The sequence below is a fragment of the Burkholderiales bacterium genome, assembly GCA_035543335.1.
In the GTDB taxonomy this organism is placed as follows: Bacteria; Pseudomonadota; Gammaproteobacteria; order Burkholderiales; family JAHFRG01; genus JAHFRG01.
On sequence record DASZZH010000013.1, the window covers coordinates 1 to 18,243 of the forward strand.

The window sequence follows — 18,243 nt, forward strand, 5'->3', positions numbered from 1 at the left end:
ATGGGCATTTTTCGTGCAAACCCGGCTGGGGCGTGGCTTTCCGGGCGGTCTGCTTTGTCGCTCGCCTTGCGAATAGGCAACGGCTATTCGACGCGGCTCGCTTCGCGCATCCCATCCCGGAAAGCCGACGCCGCGGCCCCGTGGAGTTCTTCAACACCCTGTTAAGTCCCAATCAAAAGCAGCCATGATGCAACAGGAAAACCACGCAAGCAGTGAAATTGCCGCTCTGGCCGGAGGATGCTTTTGGTGCCTGGAAGCGGTCTACGACGAACTCAAAGGCGTCAAATCGGTGGAATCCGGCTACATGGGCGGCACCACGGCCAATCCCACCTATGAACAGGTCTGCAGCGGCAGGACGGGGCACACCGAAGTAGTGCAAATCCGTTTCGACCCCTCCACGGTTTCCTTCAGGGAAATCCTCGAGGTGTTTTTCGTGATTCATGACCCCACGACGCTTAACCGCCAGGGCAACGATGTGGGCACACCATACCGCTCGGCGATTTTTTACCACACGCTCGAGCAAAAAACGGCGGCGGAAGAAGTGATTAAGAGCCTGAACGGCGCGCATATTTGGAGTTCGCCCATCGTCACCGAGGTGGCGCCGGCCCAGACTTTCTATCCGGCGGAGAATTACCACCAGGAATATTTCCAGCGCAACCCGGTTCAGCCCTACTGCATGTTCGTGGTGGAGCCGAAGGTGGCCAAATTCCGCAAGCATTTTCTGGGCAAGCTTAAAAAAGCCTGAGTGGTGTTTTGCCGGTTTCGCCCAAAAATGGTTGACAAACCACCCTTACTATAGGCATGCTTTCCTCGCACTTTGCTGTAGCTGGAGGCAAGGGAAGCCTGAACATTGATTTTCACATCTTTTAAGAGAGGGAATAAAACTATGGCAATGAAGAAAAAGGGCAAGAAGACTGCTAAGAAATCAGTAATGAAGAGAAAAGCCGCTCCGCGCGCAGCCAAGAAGAAGAGCGGGGCCAAGCGCAAGCCTAATCCCGCGTTCATGAAGCCAATGACACCCACCGCCTCGCTCGCCGCTGTGGTGGGATCCAGCGCCATGCCGCGCACCGAAGTCACCAAGAAACTGTGGGGCTACATCAAGCGAAACGGCCTACAAGACAGCATGAACAGGCGCATGATCAATGCCGACGACAAGCTGCGCGATGTTTTTGGCGGCAAGCGGCAAGTTTCCATGTTTGAAATGACCAAGCTGGTCAGCAAACATCTGAGATAGCAGGCGCGGCGGGCGGGTGGCGGAAGCCGGGCGGGACCCCTGCCCGGCGAAAGAGTGCGCCCGCTCAATGCGTGCCGGCAGAAAAGCAGCCGGCACTGCCTCTAAGGGCAGTGCCGGTTTCTTTTGCCCGGTGAAAATTGCTGCGAAGCCTCTTTCGCGGACTCGGGCCGTCACCCGGGTGCCAACGACCGGTAATGGCGAGCCGGTTTGAGCACTGATACAATCGCTTTCTCTATGAAAGTCCGCCTGATTTTCCTCGCCGTTTTCCTGGCGTGCCTGGGCCTGCTGGCTTTTGGGCTCTACCTGCAGCACGTGGAGCACCTCGAGCCTTGCCCGTTGTGCATCTTGCAGCGCCTGGCCTTTATCGCGGCCGGTCTCACGGCGCTGGTTGCGGCTATTCATAATCCTCACGGAATCGGCAAGGCAGTCTATGCCGTGACGCTTTCTCTTTGCGCGGGCCTGGGCGCCGGCGTTGCGGGACGGCATGTGTGGCTGCAGAGTTTCCCGCCGGCAAAAAGCGTCGCCTGCGGGCCGGACCTGGAATATCTGCTCGATGCTTTTCCCTTGTCCAAGGCGCTGCCCATGATTTTCAAGGGTTCGGGCGACTGCGGGAAAATCGCGTGGAGCTTTCTCGGACTTTCTATTCCGGGATGGGCGCTCCTGTGGTTTATCCTGTTCGTGCTGGCGGGCCTGGCCGTGCTTTTCCGCGGCCTGCGCCCGGAACAGTGAATTCATGCCCATGCAGCAGTCATTCCGCGAACTCGGACAGAATCAGGCCGCTTACGCCATCGCGCAGGCGATTTTGGAAGGCTTCAACAAGCACTACCGCATCTTCCGCGAAACCAGCCGGGCCGCCAAGGAGCGCTTCGAAAACCAGGACTGGGCGGCGGTGCAGCAAGCCTCAAAGGAAAGAATCCAGTTTTACGATAAACGGGTGGTGGAAGGGGTCGAACGGCTGGAAAAAGAATTCGGCGCGGGCTCACTGGTCGACACCGCCTGGAGGCAAATCAAGCTGCATTATATCGGCTTGCTTACCTATCACAAGCAGCCGGAGCTCGCGGAAACCTATTTTAATTCGGTGTCCTGCAAAATCCTGCATCGCACCTATTTCCACAACAACTTCATTTTTGTGCGGCCGGCGGTCTCAACCGACGACATCGAATCGGATCCGCCGTCTTACCGTTATTATTACCCCGGCAAGGCGGGCTTGCGCGATGCGCTGATCCAACTCATCCGTGACTATGACCTGAAGCCGCTGTTTGCCGATTTGCCTCGCGATATGCGCTATGTGCTCAAGGCATGCCGCCAGCACTTCCAGCGACCGCTGTATCTTGAGGCCAACCATCAAATCCAGGTGTTGAGCTCGCTGCTTTACCGCAACAAGGGCGCCTACATCGTCGGCAAGTTCATCAACGGCAACAACGAGCATCCGTTTGCCGTGCCGATTCTTTACGACAATACCGGCAAGCTTTATCTGGATACGATCCTGTTGAAGCAGGACCACCTCAACATCCTATTCAGCTCAAGCCGCGCCTATTTCATGGCCGATGTCGAAGTGCCTTCGGTCTACGTGCAGTTCCTGAGCAGCATGCTGCCGAGCAAGCCCAAGTGGGAGCTTTACACCCTGCTGGGATGGCAAAAGCACGGCAAGAACCTTTTCTACCGCGACTTCCTGCACCACCTCAAGCATTCCAGCGACGATTTCGTCATCGCGCCCGGCATCAAAGGCCTGGTGATGCTGGTGTTCACTCTGCCTTCTTTTCCGTATGTGTTCAAGGTCATCAAGGACGTATTTCCACCGTCCAAGGAAGTTGACCGGCAGACTGTGAAAGAGAGATACCAGCTCGTCAAATACCACGACCGTGTGGGGCGCATGGCCGACACGCTGGAGTATTCCGATGTCGCCTTTCCGAAGGACCGCTTTACCCCGGAATTGCTCAAAGAGGTACGCAGGGAAATCCCGTCCCAACTCGAAGAGGAGGGCGATACGCTCTTCATCAAGCACCTTTACATCGAGCGCCGGTTGCACCCACTCAATATGTATCTGGGAAAGGCGAATGACGAGGAGATCCGCCATGCGCTTTTCGAGTACGGCAACGCGATCAAGCAGCTTGCCACGGCCAACATTTTTCCAGGCGACCTTCTCTACAAGAACTTCGGGCTGACGCGCTACAAACGAGTGGTGTTCTACGACTACGACGAGATTGAGTATCTCACCAATTGCAATTTCCGCAAGATGCCGCAAGCACGCACCGAGGAAGACGAACTTTCCGCCGAACCCTGGTATTCAGTCGGGACCCACGACATTTTCCCGGAAGAATTCGAGAATTTTCTGCTCACCGACCCGCGGGTGAAAAAGCACTTCTACCACTACCACAAAGATCTGCTCGACCCGGAATACTGGAAGGCGATTCAGCAGCACATTATGGCGGGGCAGGTGGAGGATGTGTTTCCCTATCCGGCATCTTTGCGCTTTTGCAATATGTTCCGTTGAGAGCGGGCCGTAGTAGAATTAGTGGTGTCAAACCTGAGAGGTCACTAGCTCAACTGGTAGAGCAGCGGACTCTTAATCCGTTGGTTCGGGGTTCAAGTCCCCGGTGGCCTACCAACTACGATTCAGACAATGCTTCAGGTCGCATAACCTGCGTTGCGGCGCATCGGCAGATTTTGCACCAGGATAGCCCTCATTTGTTATGGGTGTAATCCTTTTGCGACTTGAGGTCCGACCCGGGAAATCACACCGCTGTCCGCAGGATTTCGGGCACTAGGTATTATTTTTGCGTGCTAAATATTCTTTAGCCTTGCGGTGATGCAACGAGGTCACGCGTTTCCGGCTCGCCAAGCATGTGCGGCGATTCCGGCTTTTGATGCTGAATACCTGGAAAAACATCTTTGCCTGCAAAGCTTTTCATGCAGTGCTGCGGCTGTTGCGGACTTGTGCGACGTTGCGGAACTCGGCCGGCGACTGCTACGCAATAATGTTATCAAAGCAAAGCCGGCAGCTTGCGCGCCTGTTCGCTTTTGTAACACTTTTGACACGCAGGGGCACTCTGGAGGAACACTGTGGCGCTTTGGGTCAGGTTCAAGGATGAGCTGGATGTTGAGGGTTTCGGCGTGCTGCAAGACGAAGGCAGCATCCGCGTATATGGCGGCGACATGTTCGACAAACCTGCGCCAAGCGGCGCCTGTGTCCCCTTAAGCGCCGTACGATTGCTTACTCCATCGCGGCCAAGCAAGGTCATCGCCCTGTGGAACAACTTCCACGCTGGCGCGGAGAAGCTCAACCTGGCGATTCCCGCGGAGCCGCACTATTTTCTCAAAACGCCGAATTCGTACCTGAATCCGTTCGAAACCATCCGCAAGCCGAAGTCCTGCGAGGGCAAGGTGGGGTTCGAGGGCGAGCTGGGCGTAGTCATCGGCAAGACCTGCAAGGAAGTGACAGAATCCGATGCGATGAACTACGTCTTCGGTTACACTTGTGTTAACGACGTGGGGATTTTCGACATCGTCAATCGCAATCCCGCTTTCGCCCAATGGGTCCGCGCCAAAGGCTTCGATACTTTCTGCCCCATGGGGCCGGTGGTGGCGACCGGTTTGGACCCCGCGACGTTGGTCGTGAAGAGCATCCTGGACGGGCAGGAGAGACAGAATTACCCCATCGGCGATATGATCTTCTCGGTCGCGCAATTGGTCAGCCTGATCTCCCAGGACCTGACCCTGTACCCCGGTGACATCATCACCTGCGGCACATCGATCGGCTCCGGCTCTATGAAGTCCGGCAGCACCATCGAAATCGAAATTACCGGCATTGGTAAATTAATCAATACCTTCGAGTAGTTCTTTCGAGGAATCTTTCGATGAAGACAGCGGTTATTGGCGCAGGCGCTATCGGTGGCTATGTGGGCGTGAAACTGTCGCTGGCCGGCGAAGACGTCACGTTCATTGTGCGTGGCGCGAACCTGGACGCCATTCGCAAGAACGGCATGAAGCTCATCATGAGTGACGGCACGGAACACGTGGCTCGCAACGTCAAGGCCACCAACAACTACGATGAGGCGAGCCCGCAGGACGTGGTGATCCTCGCCGTGAAGGCACACCAGCTGGAAGCCGTCGTCAACGACGTGCCCAAGCTGTTCGGTCCGGATACCGTGGTCGTTACCATGCAGAATGGCATCCCCTACTGGTACTTCCATAAACACGGGGGCGAGCTGGAAGGCAGCAGCTTGAAGAGCGTGGACCCGACCGGGCTCATCAGCGAAAAGATCCCGGCGCAGCGCGTCATCGGCTGTGTGGTCTATCCGGCGTCCATACTGGTCGCGCCCGGCGTGGTGAAGCATGTCGAGGGCGATCGCTTCCCCGTGGGCGAGTTGGATGGCTCCACCAGCGAGCGCGTCACGCGGGTTTCCGAGTGTTTCACCAAGGCGGGCTTCAAGGCGCCGGTGCTGGACAATATTCGCGCCGAGATATGGCTCAAGCTCTGGGGCAACCTGACCTTCAATCCGATCAGCGTGTTAGCTCATTCTACCCTGGTCGATATTTGCCAGTATCCGCTTACGCGCGAGCTGGCAGCGGCGATGATGACCGAGGCGCAGACTATCGCCAGTAAGCTCGGCGTCACTTTCCGCGTTCCGCTCGAGAAGCGCATCGCCGGCGCGGAGAAGGTGGGCAAGCACAAAACTTCCATGCTGCAGGATTTCGAGGCGGGACGAGAGCCCGAAATTGAAGCGCTGGTGGGCTCGGTAATGGAACTGGGCCGTCTCACCCATACGCCGACGCCGCATATCGACACCGTGTACGCGCTCACCAAGCTGCTCGCCAAGACCCTGGCCGAGGAGCGCGGTTTTGGGCGCAAAATAATATAGGAAATGGTGATGGGGGTTACAATCGCAACGGGCCCGTCCTCAGATTTTAGGCACAGTCTAAGAGGCTAACTGCCGAGCAGCGTACCCACACTCAAGCCCGCTTCGTGCACAAATTCAACGGCGGGCATTTTCTTGCCACCCCCCAGCTTTAGCTTGAAGACTTCGATCCGGCCGCCTTGGGCGGTGATGCAGATGCTGTCCGGGTCAATCTCGGAGACTTCGCCGATCTTGCCCTTCACCGCGCCGAAAGTCCGAACCAGGTGCTTTTTCGAGCCGAACAGCTGCAGCTTCTGGCCGTTCAAAGTGGTCCATGCCCCGGGCGCGGGATCGCAGCCGCGGATGACGTTGTGGATGAAATCGACGTGATTGTTCCAGTTGATCCTAGCCTCGGCTTCGCGGCACCAGCCTTCGTAACTGGCTTTGTTCTCGTCCTGGACGATTTCCTTGTGTCTGCCGGCGACGACCAGGTCGGTGGCATCGAGCATGGCAGCCACACCCATCGGGAAGAGGCGGTCGAAATAGACGCTGCCCAGCGTGTCCTCGGGGCTGATCGGTGTTTTTTTCTGCAGGACCACTGCGCCTTCGTCGAGGCCGTCGTTAGGGCGGAAGATGGTCAGGCCGGTCTCGGTCTCGCCCTTGATGATCGACCAGTTGATCGACGACGGCCCGCGGAACTTGGGCAGCAGCGACGGGTGGTACTGGATGGTGCCGTGCTTGGGAATGTTGACGAAATCCTGCGGCGCGAACTGCAGCACGAAGGCCATGATGCCGATCTCGGCGTTGGCGTCCTTCATCGCCTGCGTTGCCTCAGGCGCGCGCAGCGACTTGAACTGATGAACCTTTAGGCCTCTTTCCTGCGCCGCGACGCGCAGCGCGTCGGGCCGGGCACCTTCTTTCTCGGGGGTGCAGAACACCGCGGCGATTTCGTCGCCGCGCGCAAGGAATGCTTCCAGAATGGCTTTACCAAAATCTTGCTGTCCGATTATTGCGATTCGCATGAGTCACTCCGCGATGTGAAAGGGCGCGTTGAACGGCTATTCAGCCCGTTCTAACGCGCGCAAGCTTAGCAGCCGAGTATGCCGGGCGCTCAAGCGGCTTTCTTCGGAGGCGCCGAGAACGCGCCGGCGCTCTTCAGGCCGGCGATCCTGACGTCGTCGTAGCCCAGCACTTCCTTGAGGATTTCCGCGGTGTGCTCGCCCAGTAGCGGCGAGCGCTTGATTTCGGCCGGGGAGTCGGATAGCTTGATCGGCATGCCGATGTTGTACCAGGTGCCGCGCTGCGGGTGGTCGAGTTCGACGTACATGTCGCGCAGCTTGACGTGCTCGTCGTTGGCAAGGTCCTCGGTGCTCATGACCGGACCGCAGGGCACTTCGAGCTCGTTGAGGATCGCCATGAACTCGCGCTTGGTGTAGTGGGATGCGAACTTTTCAATCAGCGCCCACATCTTGCCTTGGTGCTTGCGACGCTCGCCGATGGTGGCGAATTTCGGGTCCTTGGCCAGTGCTTCGCCGCCGATCTTGGTGCCGAGTGCATCCCACACCGCTTCCTGCACCACAACATAGATGTAATCGTTGGGGCCTCCCGGCTTGCACTTGATGACGTTGCCGAGCTGGCCGCCGCCGGAATCGTTACCCGCGCGCGGCACCGCCTTGAGCCCGCTGGTCGGCACCGAGTACTCGGAAAGCGAGCCACGCGTGAGGCGCTGGTGGTCGCGGAACTTAACGCGGCACAAGTTCATCACCCCGTCCATCATCGCGACCTCGACGTACTGTCCCTGGCCTGTCTTGTTGCGCTGGTGGAGCGCGGCGAGGATGCCGATCACGAGGTGGAGGCCGGTCCCCGTGTCGCCGATCTGGGCTCCGGCCACGAACGGCGGGCCCTCGGGCGCGCCGGTGGTGCTCATCGCCCCGCCCATCGCCTGAGCCACGTTCTCGTAGGCCTTGAAGTCGGCGTAGGGACCGCTCGAGCCAAAGCCCTTGATCGAGGCCATCACGATGCGCGGGTTGATCTCGTGCACCTTCTCCCACGGGAAACCCAGCCGGTCGATCACGCCAGGACCGAAGTTCTCCATCACCACGTCGCACTTCTTCAGCAGCTCGATGAAGACCTCCTTCCCCGCCGGGTTCTTCATGTTCACGGTGATCGAACGCTTGTTGCAATTGAGCATGGTGAAGTAGAGGCTGTCAGCGTTGGGGACGTCGCGCAGCTGGCCGCGTGTGGTATCGCCTGTCGGCGGCTCGAATTTGATTACGTCCGCACCGAGCCAGGCCATCAGCTGCGAGGCGGTCGGCCCCGCCTGCACGTGCGACATGTCGAGAATGCGAATGCCCGACAGTGCTTTATCCATTTTGTCTCCTCAGAAAAATCAAAGTCTTGCCGCCGCGAGTTTATGCGAATAAATGCGGATTATAAATGAACAAGGCGATGAACGCCTTGCCCCGGCAAGCGAAAATCAACCAGGCCCGGACTGAGTAAGTCCTGAACTATTTGTACATGGTCTGGTTCATCGTCCCGCTCGAGTACACTTCGCGGTCGATCACCACGTCTACGAGGGCGGGTCTGTCGGAATCGCGCGCCTTCTCCAGCGCCGGTCGTATCTCCTCGGGTTGGGTGACGCGGATGCCGAAGCCGCCCATCGCCTCGGCAAACTTATCGAAGCGCACGTCCGCGAGCACATTGCCCACGTCTCCGCGTCCCGGAAATTTTCTTTCCTGGCCGTAACGAATCTGGTTCCAGGAGGAGTTGTTGCCGATGACGCCGACGAAAGGCAGCTTGTTGCGGACCATGGTCTCGAAGTCAAAGCCGGTGAGCCCGAACGATCCGTCGCCGAACAGTACTACTACGTCACGCCCGGGCTGGGTCAGCTTGGAAGCCAGCGCAAACCCAGTGCCCACACCAAGAGTGCCCAGGGGGCCCGGGTCCATCCAGCCGCCGGGCTTGTGCGGCTTTACGATCGAGCCCGAGAACGTCACGATGTCGCCGCCGTCGCCGATGTAAACCGTGTCTTCCAGCAGAAACTCGTTGATTTCGTGGCACAGCCGCACCGGATGAATCGGCACGGCGCCCGCCTTGATGATGGCGTCGTTCTTGCCATTGGTCTTTTCCTCATCCTCGCGCAGCATCTTGATGAACGGATCGTGCTTGCGCGCCGTATCGCCTTTCGAGGCCTCGCCCATGGCATTGAGGATCGCGCGCACATTGCCAACCAGGCCGATGTCGAAATCGCGGTTGTAGCCGACATTGCGGTAATCCATGTCGAGGATAATGATCGTCGCCTTCGGGTTGAGACGCCGACCGTAGCCCATGCGGAAGTCAAGCGGCGTGCCGGCGAGGAAGATGAGGTCGGCGTTGTCAAACGCGGTCTTGCGCGACGGCATGAAGTTATACGGATGGTTCCTCGGCAGCGACCCGCGCGCCGCGCCGTTGACGTAGATCGGGATGTTGAATTGACGCGCGAAGCGGTCCATCGCGTCGTGCGCGCGGCAGGCGCGTGCTTGCGTGCCGAACAGCGCCACCGGACGCTCCGCCCTGGCGATCGCTTGAGCAGCCTTAGCGATCTCGTTGGGGTCGCCCAAGAACTCGCCCTTGACGCGGAAGTTCTTCGGGATGCGCACCTTAGAAGCATCCACCTTGCCGTCAATCACGTCGTGGGGAAACTCCAGATAACCCGGCCCCGGCGCACCGTTGAACATTTCGCGGATCGCCTGCGACATCATCTCTGCGCAGCGCTCGGTGGTCATCACCATCGAGGCGAATTTGCTGATTGGCGTCATCATCGGCACGTGAGGGAGGTCCTGCAATGCCCCCATCTTGTACTGCTTGAGGGGGCCGCCCCCGCCCAACAGTAGCATCGGGCTCTCGGCGCGAAACGCATTGGCCACGCCAGTGACGGCGTCGGTGGTGCCGGGCCCGGCGGTCACCACTGCGCAGCCGATGCCGCCGGTGATGCGCGCTACCGCGTCGGCCGCATGGGCCGCCACTTGTTCATGACGCACGTCGATGATTTGAATGCCCTCGTCGAGACAGCCGTTATAGATATCGATGATGTGGCCGCCGGAAATGGTGAAGATGTGCTTCACCCTTTCCTGCTTCAGCATCTTGGCAACGATCTGCCCACCGCTGATTAACTGCGGCACGGCTTCTGTTACGGGTTGGGTTACAGGTTTTTCAGTGATGGTTCCCATGATTGTTACTCCATTCTCCAATAATTAGTGCCGGCAAAAGTGCACGTCATTCCAGCACAAGCACAGTTCATAATTTTTATAATGAAAGCAGTAAACTCAAATCGCCTGGAATATCTAGTGCCCGCATCCCGTGGCCAGAACACGGGGAAACCTTAACAATCCAGTATTTAAGCCGTATCATAGACAGTCGTGGCGGCTATATCCTTGACCCATGTCAATTTTCGTCCACGTCCCGGCCCGCACGCGGTTTCTGTCGCATAAACGTCATCTATGGCTCTGGTAGCAAATCACCCCGAAAGAGACATCATCCGCGTTCAGCTCAAGCAAAACGTCGTGCTGAAGCGGATGACCGCGGACGAGATGGCCGAGCTGGAACCCCATCTGGTCGTGGTAGATTGCCAAAAGAGGGAATGCTTGCTGCATCAGGGGGATTTTGAGATGGAGCAGTACTTTATTCTCGACGGGATACTGAAGCGGGTGGTGGCGAATCAGCAGGGCAAGCAGATGATCCTGCGCTTCGCCGATGAGCGCAACATGGAAACGAGCTACGCCGCATGGCGGCTCAAGACACCCGCGCCGTACAGCATCATGGCCGTCACCAAGGCGCGTGTAGCTAAGATGCCGCTCCCGCAATGGGCTGAGTTCATGGACCGACACGTGGACATCAAGCAAGCGTTCGAGTACGAAGTCATGCACCACATGAGTGAAATAATGGCGCATACCATCACGCTCCACCTGCTCGACGCCACTGGCCGGGTGCACCGCTTCTTGCGTAAACATCCTGAGCTTTCCGATCGTGTGCCGAAGAAGGAACTCGCCTCGTACCTCAATCTTTCCGCGGAGACGTTGAGCCGGTTACAGCACGCCGGGAAAATTCAACTCAGATAATGCCACCCGACCTGTACCGCCAATATCAGCGCCATCACCCACAACACCTTTCTTAGCAGCCCGTGGTACACCTCGGGATGGATGCGGCTTTGGATGCGCATGCCGAACAGCAGCGCCGCGACCGAAATGATCGTCAGAGGTGCGGTAGCGATAAGAGTAGTAAGGCCGATCTGGCCGGAGATCCCGAAGGTCACCGCTTGGGTGGACTTGCCGACCAGGAAGCAGAGGTTGAGGATCTGCGTCATCGCGAGGGGCCCCAAGCCCAGAGCCATGAAGTAAATGATCAACGGCGGCACGGCCACATTTACCGTTCCCGATAGGAACCCTGCGAGCAAGCCAAATAGCGGTGCGGAGGCGCGCGGATGGCGCTTAAGCCACGACCAGTCGAGCTTGCGGAAACGGGCTTGCTGGAGATACACCACGATCATTAAAGCGAGCAGCAGCTTCAACGGTTCGGGATCGGTGGCGATGAGAACTCGCGTGCCGACAATGGCTCCTATCAGCACGTAAACTGCGACCGGCCAATGCTTACCTATGCTCAAGCGCCAGTTTCCCCCCCTCACGATGCTCACCAGATTGATCAAGATATTCGGAAACAGGGTGGTGAGGATCGCGGTTTTGATGTCCGTCATCATTGCGATCATCGGTGTGGAAATCACCGGGAAACCAAAGCCCAGGGTGCCATGGGCGAGCGCTGCGATGATGATGACGATCAGCACGAAAACAAACGATGGCGATGCAAGAAAGGCATCGAGTTGGGGCATGGATTTAAGAACTAAGCAAAATTTCCGGTACTGTTTATCGCCCTTAGCCAAAAAAGGCTAAGGGGCATTTGTTCACTCAAGGCGGATAGTTTCCTGCACCGGGTCAGTAGAAGACTCGCCGCCAAGTAAGAGCGCGTCCACTAAACAAAAAGGCAGGGCGCTGACCCTGCCTTTCTTGGAGCTCCGCGTATGGCCCGAAACCAGCGTTATCTTAATAATAACGCTCCGACTGAGCGGCCCTCAACCCGCCCGCTAGGCCGGTTGAGCAGCTACTCGCTGCGCATCGGCTTCTATGTGGGCGCTCCGTATCGGCCGCAATACGAACCAAGCCATCAATGCGGCGATGGCGTTCATGATACTGGCAACGATGAACACTGCGTGCCAGTTGCCAGTCGCTGCAGTAAGTATGCTCGAAAAGGGGACCAGCAGCGAAGCCGTACCCTTCGCGGTGTAGAGCATCCCCGCGTTTGCCGCCGCAAATTTGGTCCCAAAAGTATCCGTGCAGGTGGAAGGGAATAAACTGTAAATCTCGCCCCAAGCAAAAAACACCAGCCCGGACAGGAGCACGAAGGCGACGGGATCCTGGCCGTATACGTATAGCGCAAAGATGCCTATTGCTTCCAAGCCGAAGGCAATCAGCATGGTCATTTCCCGCCCGATCTGGTCGGAGACCCAGCCAAAGAACGGGCGCGTCAGGCCGTTCAAGATGCGGTCAATCGATAGCGCGAATGTGAGCGCCGGCAGAGTGAGGCCCAAAAGGCTCACGGGAATGCCGGCAATTTTGAAGTCCTTGGCGATCGGAGCCAACTGTGCCGTTGCCATCAGGCCGCCGGCCGCTACCATCACGAACATGAAGTACAAGACCCAGAACACAGGCTGGCGCAGAAGCTCCAGCGGCCGGTAATTGCGCTGCGTCTGCGGCACCTGTGGAGAGGGAGAAGGAGTCACCGCTTTTTTCGCGAGCTCGGGGCTAGCTACATGCTGTGGAGCTGTTAACCCCAAAGACATCAGGACCACGATCGCGCCCTGAGCAACGCCGAAGTAGAGGAAAGCCGCCTCATATCCCATCGTTTTAATGATCGCGGAAATGGGTATGATGGTAAGCGCCGAGCCCATGCCGAATCCCGCCGCAGTAAGCCCCGCCGCTAGGCCGCGCCGATCGGCGAACCACTTCAGCGCGTTGCCGACACAAGTGCCATAGACGGCGCCAGCACCGATCCCGCTAATAGCCGCGGCAACGTAAAGCGCTGTGAGCGACGTGGCGAAAGAATTCAGGGTCCATCCAATGCCACATAAAATGCCGCCTACAAGGACCACTAGACGCGGACCATAGACATCAACCAAATATCCCTCGATTGGGACCAGCCAGGTTTCGGTCAGCACGAAAATCGTGAAGGCCACCTGGATTGCGGCTCTGGTCCAGCCGTACTTTTCAGAAATCGGGAGGACGAATAAAGTCCAGCCGTATTGCAGATTAGCGATCATCACCATGCAGATGATGCCCAAGATGAGTTGCAACCATCTATAGGAAGCCGGCTTGGTGCCAAACGTCGTCTGTGGATTCATTTGTGGTACCTTCATTTTTATCAGGTTAGCCTAACCAGCTCGTGATCATGTTTGTGCGAGTCAACACTCCAATGGCAACGGGACGGTCCAACTCGTTACCGCTTGGCCCGACCGGGTTTTATTATTCCGTCATATATATATTGAGGTATCAGAAGTTATAGCTCATACCTACCGAAAAGGCTTGCACGGTTGCTCCGGTAAAACAGGACCCCCCTGTCCCCGGTGTCGCGCTCGCGCCCCCGTCATGGCAATCCGTGGTAATACCATGACCGCTGGCGCCGAGGTCATAGTGGGCGCCATTACTATTGACCTGACGCGCATAGACGGCATACCAGGTGGTTCGGTTGTCAAAATTGTGCTTGTACATGATGGTGTACATGTTGGCCCAATTGTCAACCGGACCTGTGGCGTGCGTGCCGTCCAACCGATTGGTGCCGGGATCGCCCGGTGTCCTTGAAGCATGGCCCCAGCCGAAGCTAACATCGTCTTTGTCATTGATCCTCTGGGTCAATGCCAGCCACCAGCCGTGGCGGTCCCGTTCGTTGAAGTTCGGGTCGGGGGAATTGCGGATCATCCTCTCGTAGATAACATTGACGGTAGTCTTGGTAGGAAATTTGTACTGTACGCCGAACTTATAGGCATGTTCATCGAAGATACCGATAGAGCCATCCGGGGAATCCCCCCCGTTTGCCGCCTCATCGGTGGTACGGTTGACGCGTTTGTGCAGTTCGTACGCCACGATCACGTACAGCGGAAGTTCAGGGGATTGGTATACGCCTGCCAGACTGTAGGCGTTGTCGAACGCGCCGTCATTGCATAGGGGAAGGTTTCCCCCGGTGCAGCTGGGTTCACCGCTCGCGGCGCCGAGGTTATCGGGCGACCTGTTCTGTCCGGGAGAATACAGTGCGCTGAAGGAGAAGCCGCTCCAATTCGGCGATTCATACCAAGCTGAGTGAGAGAGCCGGAGGTCAAATTCGGCGCGGTTGTCGCCGCCGGTGTTGCCCATGATGCTGTTGTAGTCGCCCACCGAGGCGGAGAACGGATCCATGCGTGCGGTGGACAGTTTGTAAGGTGTGTCGGTCTTGCCGACCTTGATGGCACCGAAGCCTCCCGCGAGACCCAGGAAACTGTTGCGCGATGCGAGCGCACCATTCACATTGTTGTCGGTGCCGGAAGCATTCGTCAGCCTCGTGCCGGGGGTCGCGGACACGTCGACCGCGCCCTCAATCTGGAACACCGCTTTTAAATCAGTGCTGAAGAGGTTATGGCTGGCACGTAGCCCGAAGTAAGAAAGGTTGCTCGAAATATCAGGCTGCCAACTCAACCTGCCCTGAGCGGGGTCCCCATTCTGCTTAACTCTTCCCGAAATGCCCTTAGTAGCCGTGTCTATGGACATATCGAGGTGGCCATAGAGCTGCACCATTGTTTCAGCCCAAACTGCCTCGGTCTCGGCTGCGAAAACGGGTAACGGAGCAGCAAAAACTCCGGCAACTGCAAGGACAACTCCTTTGACAGCTACTTTTCTCTTGTTCATTATTCTCTCCTTAGAGTAATAGTGGAATCATCTTCAATCCACGCCATCTTGCGTCTGGGAACGGTTTCGAGCTTGTTTAATTGAAACTTGCTTAATTCCCCCTTCAAGGGGCATTATGTTGACGGGGTATTGTGGGAATCAAGAGTTGGTACTGTATGCGTTAAATGTTGGTTAGCAGTTCAACGTTGTCCATGGTCGCCGAATCTGGCGCGGGAAAAGGATGAACCGGCAACATGAACTGGATGCCCCACAAACTAGAAAAAGTGAGGGCTATCAACACTTAATGCAGACGGAATTTGTCTTAGAATATTTATTTATATATCTGCCTCTCAATATGGAGGTTCCGTTTTTTTTGAACCGACTTTCTTGCTGATGCTGCACGGTGGAGATGTTCGTCTCGTTCTCACCTGAATCGAGAATATTTTTTAGTAACAAAAATAAGCAGCTTGATTGGCAGAATCACCACGGCTCTATTTCGTAACCAATTCTTGACTGCGGTCAAGGCATCTACCCTCAACTCGTGCGAACTTATTGCCCTAAAGGGCATGGCATACGTTTGAATCGGTGATAGGTCTGCTAGGAGTCATATTGGATTCTTACAATTTCTGCAGGGTTGCAAACATTTTGACCGCTCTGTCGCCTGACGAACGCAGACTACTAGCAGGCCGATTACAGGAGCAGCTTAATCAACTCACTCTGAGCAAGGGACGTGCAGGATTAGACGATGTCAAGAGTTGCCCTCATTGCGGCTGCAACGACATAGGCCATTGGGGTTGGAGTTGTAAGCTCCCACGTTACCGCTGTCAAAGTTGCAAGCGCACTTTCAATATACTTACAAACACGAGCCTGTCACGGTTGCGTCACCGGGAGCGATGGCTTACCTTCGCCGGCACAATGTGCGAAAAGCGGAGTATCCGTAATTCGGCAAAGGCCTGCGGAGTGCATAGCACAACAGCGCACCGCTGGCTCCATCGCTTTAGAGACTGTGCTCCTCTTGAGAAAGCAAGAATGATTTCCGCTATCGTCCTGAGCACTTCAAACGAACATTCCCGGATTGGGGTGTTTGACGAGATCCCTGAAGCCTTGGGTTGGTGGAGTGATTTGCTACCGTTGCTACTCTCGTCACTGATGTGAGATCCAATAAGCGAATGACATAATCGCCCACGTCGCTAAAATGTCTCACGCGCTTACCACGACTTCTTCTACCACAAGAAAAATTACGGGGCTGAACTGTTCCACTCGTCTGGCCCACTATCGAAAGTCATGATATGCCGAAAATTGCAGCAACTGAATTAAGGGCGGGGTTAAGAGGGTCTGCCGAAATGACGGTCGCGGAACAGCATATAGCGCCACACATAGGCAGCGGCCATGTGAAAGTGCTGGCGACCCCGGTCTTGGTGACGCTTATGGAAGCAGCCGCACTGGAAGCCGTGCATGGCCTGTTGCCCGAGGGGTATCAGTCAGTGGGAACCCGCATTGATGTACATCATTTTGCTGCTACGCCGGTCGGCATGCGCGTAACGGTCAGCGCAGAGGTAATCAAGGTCGATGGACGCTCTATCACGTTCCGCTTAATTGCCGAGGACGAGAAAGAACGAATCGGCGAGGGGAGCCACGAGCGCATAATTATTAACGTTGCGCGTTTCGATCAGCGAGTTAAACAGAAAGTCATCGGACGGGCCACAGAAGTACCTAGAAAACATTAGGGCGAGATTGTATGAGTTCAGCATCGATACGCCGATACTCAATCGAGCGACTCCCGCAGTCAGCTTTTTTAGTACCGGGGCAGCCGGTTTGCAGCGGCAGCTCTTTACAACTATTATAGACACTCGTCTTTTATTTTAAAAAGCAGAACCGGAAATGAAGCGCCTCCATTTGCTCTTTGCATTGATGATCGGCTTGTTGGTTATTGCTCCGCCGTCTTTTGCGGTGTTTGTCTTCAGGGCGGGGGATACGGTATACGTCGGCGGCAAGACCTATACCTGGGAAGAATGGAAGAAAATCCGTGACAACCCGAGCCTCCTGCAGCAACAAGAGGCGCCGGCCCCGGCGCAAAGCGCTACGATACGCGGAGCGGCGCCCGTGGCCCCGGTTCCGGCCGGCGAGCCGCGGGCTGCGGCGTGCACGACAGCTATCTATTACGACGAATTTCCCAGCGAGGATGAGCGATTCCAGTGCACGGCAGGCTTAGGCATGCTGACGCGGGAGCAGATCTTGGTCAAGGGCTGGAAGATCGACTTCGTTGAGAAGGTCCCGCCGCTACCAGGCCAGCCCACGCAGTCACCGCGCGGCTTGCCGCTGTATCTGTACAAGCTCGTCATCTCCCGGTAGTCCCCGGTATCGACGGAGCCGGTCCTGTGGGGCCAGGTATCCCGGCACCGAGGAGCGGCGCGATTTCGTGATAGCGGGTTTTCCCGATTGTCGCGGAACCTAACTATTATGAGGATTACATGGTACGTACATTTCTTATCGTGATCGTTCTATTGTTCGCGGGATGCTCCTATTTTTCCCACAGATCCGAGCCGTCTCAGCAGCAGGGCACCACGTCGCCGCCCTCAAGGGGAGTTGATTCGCTGTGCATGAGTGATTGCATGGGCAACAATGGGCAGCAAGATTTCTGCGAGTCTCGGTGCTCTTATTGATATATTTTGCGGCAGCGTGGGTCTTAGCCAGTGAAAGAAAGGCGTACCTCCCGGTGTTGCAAACTGCTGGCTCGCAACCTCGGATCTAGCTACGCTAGGGATAGAACCTCGTCCCACAGTTTCTCGCCCCTCGCGTGTCTGGCAGCCACGTCCTGGCGGAATGCAGGTGGGCCGTAAGCATACCACTCGCCGCGCATTTCATATAAAAAAGGAATCCCCCTCGAGTTGGAGAAGTCTGTCATCCACTCAATGAGTTTGTCATCGGGATCTCGACCCGCTGGCACAAGCGCATAAACAGCCAAGCCTCGCCACCGTGCACGAAGAATAATAACGCCGAGTTTATCGGGCCGGAAATCATCGGGGAACGGGCTTTGGGAGTCCAGCCACCCGCAAACAAAATTCTTGCATGGATCCAGCGGCCGATGTTCATAAATTCTGCAGCAGTGCCCTGTGCTATATGGGCAGGGCTTGCCGGGGTACACGTCGTTACCGTAGACAGTGATCTTCAACCAGCCGTCACAACAGGCGGTGCACCCCCCGCATTCGCGATGAACCGCCCGGGGCCGCGT

At 56.8% G+C, this 18,243-nt stretch carries 17 protein-coding genes and 1 tRNA gene; 11 read left to right on the top strand and 7 right to left on the bottom strand.

Annotation, left to right across the window (positions count from 1 at the left end):
- The 8 genes from VHE58_02720 to VHE58_02755 form a co-directional block, all read left to right on the top strand.
- A partial coding sequence (locus VHE58_02720) for a hypothetical protein (protein ID HVS26201.1) occupies nucleotides 1-188 on the top strand: 188 nt, incomplete at its 5' end.
- Nucleotides 188-745, top strand: a complete 558-nt coding sequence (msrA, locus tag VHE58_02725) for a peptide-methionine (S)-S-oxide reductase MsrA (protein HVS26202.1) — start codon at nucleotides 188-190, stop codon at nucleotides 743-745. The genes VHE58_02720 and msrA, both read left to right, overlap by 1 nt.
- Nucleotides 746-886: 141 nt before the next feature.
- A complete protein-coding gene (locus tag VHE58_02730) occupies nucleotides 887-1,234 on the top strand; it encodes an SWIB/MDM2 domain-containing protein (GenBank protein HVS26203.1) in 348 nt (115 codons plus the stop codon).
- Nucleotides 1,235-1,468: 234 nt separating this feature from the next.
- Nucleotides 1,469-1,963, top strand: a complete 495-nt coding sequence (locus tag VHE58_02735) for a disulfide bond formation protein B (GenBank protein HVS26204.1) — start codon at nucleotides 1,469-1,471, stop codon at nucleotides 1,961-1,963.
- A 10-nt stretch (nucleotides 1,964-1,973) separates the two neighbouring features.
- A complete protein-coding gene (gene aceK / locus VHE58_02740) occupies nucleotides 1,974-3,728 on the top strand; it encodes a bifunctional isocitrate dehydrogenase kinase/phosphatase (protein ID HVS26205.1) in 1,755 nt (584 codons plus the stop codon).
- Nucleotides 3,729-3,766: 38 nt separating this feature from the next.
- Nucleotides 3,767-3,842, top strand: a tRNA-Lys gene (locus VHE58_02745).
- Nucleotides 3,843-4,297: 455 nt separating this feature from the next.
- Complete coding sequence (locus VHE58_02750) at nucleotides 4,298-5,071, top strand: fumarylacetoacetate hydrolase family protein (protein ID HVS26206.1); 774 nt, start codon at nucleotides 4,298-4,300, stop codon at nucleotides 5,069-5,071.
- Between the two features lie 20 nt (nucleotides 5,072-5,091).
- The gene (locus VHE58_02755; protein HVS26207.1) at nucleotides 5,092-6,096 is read left to right on the top strand and encodes a 2-dehydropantoate 2-reductase; all 1,005 of its coding nucleotides are present in this window, start codon (nucleotides 5,092-5,094) and stop codon (nucleotides 6,094-6,096) included.
- A 65-nt stretch (nucleotides 6,097-6,161) separates the two neighbouring features.
- Here VHE58_02755 and VHE58_02760 read toward each other — a convergent pair whose 3' ends face one another.
- The 3 genes from VHE58_02760 to VHE58_02770 all read right to left on the bottom strand — a co-directional run bounded on the left by VHE58_02760 (nucleotide 6,162) and on the right by VHE58_02770 (nucleotide 10,280).
- Nucleotides 6,162-7,094, bottom strand: a complete 933-nt coding sequence (locus VHE58_02760; GenBank protein ID HVS26208.1) for a methionyl-tRNA formyltransferase — start codon at nucleotides 7,092-7,094, stop codon at nucleotides 6,162-6,164.
- A gap of 89 nt (nucleotides 7,095-7,183) precedes the next feature.
- Nucleotides 7,184-8,443, bottom strand: coding sequence for a formyl-CoA transferase (gene frc / locus VHE58_02765; GenBank protein HVS26209.1), 1,260 nt, complete (start codon nucleotides 8,441-8,443; stop codon nucleotides 7,184-7,186).
- A gap of 136 nt (nucleotides 8,444-8,579) precedes the next feature.
- Nucleotides 8,580-10,280: a thiamine pyrophosphate-binding protein gene (locus VHE58_02770; protein HVS26210.1), complete on the bottom strand. Its 1,701-nt coding sequence runs from the start codon at nucleotides 10,278-10,280 to the stop codon at nucleotides 8,580-8,582.
- Nucleotides 10,281-10,550: 270 nt separating this feature from the next.
- Between VHE58_02770 and VHE58_02775 the strand changes: the two genes are divergently transcribed.
- Nucleotides 10,551-11,168, top strand: coding sequence for a Crp/Fnr family transcriptional regulator (locus VHE58_02775; protein HVS26211.1), 618 nt, complete (start codon nucleotides 10,551-10,553; stop codon nucleotides 11,166-11,168).
- On the opposite strand, the gene VHE58_02780 is transcribed toward VHE58_02775, so the two are convergent.
- The 3 genes from VHE58_02780 to VHE58_02790 all read right to left on the bottom strand — a co-directional run bounded on the left by VHE58_02780 (nucleotide 11,156) and on the right by VHE58_02790 (nucleotide 15,032).
- The gene (locus VHE58_02780; GenBank protein HVS26212.1) at nucleotides 11,156-11,932 is read right to left on the bottom strand and encodes a sulfite exporter TauE/SafE family protein; all 777 of its coding nucleotides are present in this window, start codon (nucleotides 11,930-11,932) and stop codon (nucleotides 11,156-11,158) included. The genes VHE58_02775 and VHE58_02780 overlap by 13 nt on opposite strands.
- A 252-nt stretch (nucleotides 11,933-12,184) precedes the next feature.
- Nucleotides 12,185-13,498: an oxalate/formate MFS antiporter gene (gene oxlT / locus VHE58_02785; GenBank protein HVS26213.1), complete on the bottom strand. Its 1,314-nt coding sequence runs from the start codon at nucleotides 13,496-13,498 to the stop codon at nucleotides 12,185-12,187.
- 148 nt (nucleotides 13,499-13,646) lie between these two features.
- Nucleotides 13,647-15,032 (bottom strand): porin, encoded by a 1,386-nt coding sequence (locus tag VHE58_02790; protein ID HVS26214.1) that lies wholly within the window; start codon nucleotides 15,030-15,032, stop codon nucleotides 13,647-13,649.
- A 1,268-nt stretch (nucleotides 15,033-16,300) separates the two neighbouring features.
- On the opposite strand from VHE58_02790, the gene VHE58_02795 reads away from it, so the two are divergent.
- Both VHE58_02795 and VHE58_02800 read left to right on the top strand, forming a co-directional pair.
- Entirely contained in the window at nucleotides 16,301-16,738 is a 438-nt protein-coding gene (locus VHE58_02795; protein HVS26215.1) for a thioesterase family protein, read from the top strand.
- Between the two features lie 154 nt (nucleotides 16,739-16,892).
- Nucleotides 16,893-17,363 (top strand): hypothetical protein, encoded by a 471-nt coding sequence (locus VHE58_02800; protein ID HVS26216.1) that lies wholly within the window; start codon nucleotides 16,893-16,895, stop codon nucleotides 17,361-17,363.
- Between the two features lie 549 nt (nucleotides 17,364-17,912).
- Here the strand turns inward: VHE58_02800 and VHE58_02805 are convergent.
- Entirely contained in the window at nucleotides 17,913-18,104 is a 192-nt protein-coding gene (locus VHE58_02805) for a hypothetical protein (GenBank protein HVS26217.1), read from the bottom strand.
- Nucleotides 18,105-18,243 lie beyond the last annotated feature (139 nt).

Coding starts and splice junctions, on each gene's coding strand:
- msrA (HVS26202.1), top strand. CDS start 188: ATGCAACAGGAAAACCACGCAAGCAGTGAAATTGCCGCTCTGGCCGGA.
- VHE58_02730 (HVS26203.1), top strand. CDS start 887: ATGGCAATGAAGAAAAAGGGCAAGAAGACTGCTAAGAAATCAGTAATG.
- VHE58_02735 (HVS26204.1), top strand. CDS start 1,469: ATGAAAGTCCGCCTGATTTTCCTCGCCGTTTTCCTGGCGTGCCTGGGC.
- aceK (HVS26205.1), top strand. CDS start 1,974: ATGCAGCAGTCATTCCGCGAACTCGGACAGAATCAGGCCGCTTACGCC.
- VHE58_02755 (HVS26207.1), top strand. CDS start 5,092: ATGAAGACAGCGGTTATTGGCGCAGGCGCTATCGGTGGCTATGTGGGC.
- VHE58_02760 (HVS26208.1), bottom strand. CDS start 7,094: ATGCGAATCGCAATAATCGGACAGCAAGATTTTGGTAAAGCCATTCTG.
- frc (HVS26209.1), bottom strand. CDS start 8,443: ATGGATAAAGCACTGTCGGGCATTCGCATTCTCGACATGTCGCACGTG.
- VHE58_02770 (HVS26210.1), bottom strand. CDS start 10,280: ATGGGAACCATCACTGAAAAACCTGTAACCCAACCCGTAACAGAAGCC.
- VHE58_02775 (HVS26211.1), top strand. CDS start 10,551: ATGGCTCTGGTAGCAAATCACCCCGAAAGAGACATCATCCGCGTTCAG.
- VHE58_02780 (HVS26212.1), bottom strand. CDS start 11,932: ATGCCCCAACTCGATGCCTTTCTTGCATCGCCATCGTTTGTTTTCGTG.
- oxlT (HVS26213.1), bottom strand. CDS start 13,498: ATGAATCCACAGACGACGTTTGGCACCAAGCCGGCTTCCTATAGATGG.
- VHE58_02790 (HVS26214.1), bottom strand. CDS start 15,032: ATGAACAAGAGAAAAGTAGCTGTCAAAGGAGTTGTCCTTGCAGTTGCC.
- VHE58_02795 (HVS26215.1), top strand. CDS start 16,301: ATGCCGAAAATTGCAGCAACTGAATTAAGGGCGGGGTTAAGAGGGTCT.
- VHE58_02800 (HVS26216.1), top strand. CDS start 16,893: ATGAAGCGCCTCCATTTGCTCTTTGCATTGATGATCGGCTTGTTGGTT.
- VHE58_02805 (HVS26217.1), bottom strand. CDS start 18,104: ATGAACATCGGCCGCTGGATCCATGCAAGAATTTTGTTTGCGGGTGGC.